The 3,879-nt window shown below is 36.6% G+C and carries 5 protein-coding genes; 1 reads left to right on the top strand and 4 read right to left on the bottom strand.

Annotation, left to right across the window (positions count from 1 at the left end; translation table 11 throughout):
* The 4 genes from artM to artP all read right to left on the bottom strand — a co-directional run.
* The coding region (gene artM, locus Q1J40_RS07870) for an arginine ABC transporter permease ArtM (RefSeq protein WP_301099561.1) at positions 1 to 499 on the bottom strand (499 nt) is incomplete at its 3' end.
* Complete coding sequence (gene artQ, locus Q1J40_RS07875; RefSeq protein ID WP_301099562.1) at positions 499 to 1,170, bottom strand: arginine ABC transporter permease ArtQ; 672 nt, start codon at positions 1,168 to 1,170, stop codon at positions 499 to 501. The genes artM and artQ, both read right to left, overlap by 1 nt.
* A gap of 4 nt (positions 1,171 to 1,174) precedes the next feature.
* Positions 1,175 to 1,900 carry a transporter substrate-binding domain-containing protein gene (locus Q1J40_RS07880; RefSeq protein WP_301099563.1) on the bottom strand — a complete coding sequence of 242 codons (726 nt, stop codon included), beginning with the start codon at positions 1,898 to 1,900 and terminating at the stop codon, positions 1,175 to 1,177.
* Between the two features lie 28 nt (positions 1,901 to 1,928).
* Positions 1,929 to 2,663: an arginine ABC transporter ATP-binding protein ArtP gene (gene artP / locus Q1J40_RS07885; RefSeq protein WP_301099564.1), complete on the bottom strand. Its 735-nt coding sequence runs from the start codon at positions 2,661 to 2,663 to the stop codon at positions 1,929 to 1,931.
* A gap of 197 nt (positions 2,664 to 2,860) precedes the next feature.
* Here artP and dsbD point away from each other — a divergent pair.
* On the top strand, positions 2,861 to 3,879 hold a 1,019-nt coding region (gene dsbD, locus Q1J40_RS07890; RefSeq protein ID WP_502306665.1), incomplete at its 3' end, for a protein-disulfide reductase DsbD.

Consider the following 3,879-nt stretch of genomic DNA (forward strand, 5'->3'; position numbering starts at 1 on the left):
TAGAAGCAAGGGATGTCCCTTTAAAGACTAAAATAATCTCGTTACTATAAGAAGGTAATGCACGTTTTAATGCATAAGGAATCAATATTTTTAACGTTTGTAAACGATTCAACCCTAAAGCAGCACAGGTTTCCCATTGCCCTTTTGGAATTGCTTTTACCGCACCATGGAAAAGTTGAGTGGTATAAGCTGCACTATTTAGCGCCAATGCCAACATTGCACAGAACCAAGCATTAGACAGTACCAACCATAAAGGACTATCCACGATCCATTGGAATTGCCCCGGACCAGCATAAATTAGGAAAAACTGTACTAATAGTGGTGTACCCGTAAATACTGTTAAGAACAGATTAATCACGGCTTTGATGCCTTTATTTTCCATTGATAGTAAGAAAGTTAGGGTTATCGCTAAGACAAATGCTACACATAGAGAAACGACAGTCAACAATAAACTAGTAGGGATCCCTTGTGTTATCGTTATAAAATAATCATATAACATTATTCAACCCCTCTCTCAAAGCGAGTAAAGCGTAATTCCAATCTGCGAATAATCACTTGGCTAACTAATGTAATAGCAAGATAGAGCAATGCAGCAAATCCATACCAAGTAAATGGCTCGTGAGTTGAAGTATTAACTAACTCTGTTTGGCGCATTAAATCACTTACACCAATCAATGATACTAAAGCCGTATCTTTAAGTAACACTAACCATTGATTACTCAATCCCGGCAAAGCGTGTCGCCAAACTTGTGGCATCACAATATTAATAAAAGTATAAGATCGGCTTAATCCAAGAGCCGCTCCCGACTCCCATTGTCCAACAGGAATCGCTTGAATCGCTCCCCTTAATGTTTGTGAAGCATAAGCTGCAAAAATAAGCGAAAGTGCAACTACCCCACTACTAAAAGGACCAAATTCAATATATTCACCGACAATAAGCTCTAATACTTCTGGTGCACCAAAATAGATTAAGAAAACCACCAAAATTTCAGGTAAACCTCGCAACAAAGCAATAAACACACTTGCAGGTTTACTAATTACTGCCCATCTATTTGTTTCTAATGAAACAAAAATAATCGACAAAATAAGTCCTAAGATTAAGGAACAAACCGCCAACCCTAAGGTCATTAGGGCTGCGGTTGAGATTAAGGGAAGATAATCCAAAAACATAAGATTAGTTACTCATCCATTTATCGTAAATTTTTTGATACTCGCCATTCTCTTTGATCGCAGCAAGACCTTTATTTAATTCAGCAACAAGATCGGTATTGGATTTTTTCACCGCAATGCCTAAGCCATTATTGAAATAATGTTTATCTGTTACTTTCTCACCCACAAAGCCCACTTCAGGATTTTTAGTAAACATATCTTTTAATACATCTGTATCACCAAAGATCATATCAATACGACCATTTTTAAGATCTAAAATTGCATCTTGTAAGCTATTATAAGAACTTGCTGTATATTGTGTTGCTTCTGCATTGATATATTGTTGGTAAGTTGTACCGTTTTGAACCCCAACTTTTTTCGCATTAGCTAAATCCACACCTTTATCTTTTAATGCAATAAAACTTGCTGAACTATCATAGTATGAATCAGTAAATGCCACTTGTTTTGCACGTGCTTCGGTAATATCAATCGCAGAAATCGCCGCATCAAAACCACCTCTTCCTTTAATTAAGCTAGGAATTAATGCATCAAATGCTTGACTCTTAAAACTACAATTTGCATCAATTTCCTTACAAATTGCATTAGCTACATCAACGTCAAATCCCACAATTTCACCCTTTTCATTTGTTGATTCAAATGGTGGGTAACTTGGTTCCATTGCGAAAGTAATATCTTGAGCATTAGCAAAAGCAGTTGCCGCCAAAATCGTAGTTAATAGTAATTTTTTCATTGTGTTTACCTCGTTAGTCTTATTAAAATTATTCAGAATGTGAAAGATAATTAGCAAATTGTGTCGTTTTCGGTTGTTCAAAACAACTTGCGTCACCTTGTTCTACAATATGCCCTTTTTCCATATAAACAACTTTTGTTGCAACTTTACGTGCTACAGAAACCTCGTGGGTCACAATAACTTGGGTAATTCCTGTTTCTTGTAATTCCTTGATAATATCGACAACCTGTGCCGTAATTTCAGGATCAAGTGCAGCCGTTGGCTCATCAAATAGCAATACCTGTGGTTGCATCATCAATGCTCTTGCAATCGCCACACGTTGTTGTTGTCCACCGGAAAGATGTAATGGAAAACGTTCGGATAACTCAGAAAGTTGTAATCTTTCCAACAACCCTTTTGCTCTTTCAATTGCTTGCTCTTTCGTTAGCCCCAATACTTTTATCGGAGCTTCAATTAAATTCTGCATCACGCTTAAATGTGGCCATAAATGATATTGTTGAAACACCATTCCCACTTCTTTACGCAAAATCCCAACTTGTTTTGAATCGGTTTTAGCGGTCAGATCAAACTTATGATTTGCAATTTCCAAAATACCAGAATGTGGCTCTTCCATTAAATTAAGTGTGCGAATTAACGTACTTTTACCCGCACCACTTGGTCCAAGAAGTACAACCGTATCACCTGTATCAATAGTTAAATTGATATCAAATAACGCTTGATTTGAACCATAGTAAAAATTGACATTGCTAATGTGAATAGCCATTTTTGAGAGATCCTATTTGCCTTTAAAATTAAACTGAATAGATATTATGATTTAATGAATAATTATGCAAGTTATTTTTTAGGAAATTTTTACTTTTTTTTATGCTGATTTAATTTCTGAATTTAGCCACTACAAATAAAAACCATAATCAATTAAAACTTTGATAAAAGCGCTCTATATATTAAAATGCATAGACTATGACTAAGAACACATTTTCTATGATATTTGCTCGATTTTTCACTTTATTACTTTCAGTATTGATTGCATTGCCTGCAATGGCGGGGCTATTTGATAAAAAGCCGGACTTTTTAAGAAGTGAAGATGCTTTCCGATTCTCCTATGAGCAAATGTCAGATAAAGTCGATCTCAATTGGCAAATCGCTGATGGCTATTATCTCTACAAAAAAGAAATTCAAATTAAAAGTGAGAATAGCACGTTAGGTGAGCCTATTTTTCCACCAAGTGAATCTCACGAAGATGAGTTTTTTGGCATAACAGAAATCTTCCGTAATCAATTAAAAGTTGAAGTCCCTGTCCAAAATCAATCATCAAACTCCACAATTGAAGTACGTTATCAAGGTTGTACAACTGGATTCTGCTACCCACCACAAACGGTGAATGTCAAATTATCAACACAAGCGGTCAGTTTCTTGTCAGATTCTGCAACATTACAAGCAGAACAAAATGTCTTAGCCAATAATTTGGCAACAAGCCAACTCTCCATTTTCTGGTTTTTCGTATTAGGCATTGGGTTAGCTTTCACCCCTTGCGTATTACCAATGCTCCCATTGTTATCCGCTATTGTGATTGGCAATAAAAATAGACCGAATATGGTTAGAGCCTTTTTACTCAGTCTAACTTATGTGCAAGGCATGGCATTAACTTACACATTACTCGGCTTAATCGTCGCCGCAATTGGTCTACCATTCCAAGTGGCACTGCAAAGCCCACCGGTACTAATTGGCTTATCTATCTTATTTATCATCTTAGCCAGCTCAATGTTTGGATTGTTTACTATTCAACTTCCGCATAGTTGGCAACAAAAATTAAATGATATTAGCCAAAAACAACAAGGTGGTGCTTACCCTAGCGTATTTGTGATGGGGATGATTGCAGGATTAGTCGCCTCGCCTTGTACATCCGCACCACTCTCAGGGGCATTACTTTATGTAGCTCAAAGTGGCGATATTCTCACGGGTGGATTGGCTCTCTATTT

The organism is Otariodibacter sp., from assembly GCF_029256985.1.
Lineage (GTDB): Bacteria > Pseudomonadota > Gammaproteobacteria > Enterobacterales > Pasteurellaceae > Otariodibacter.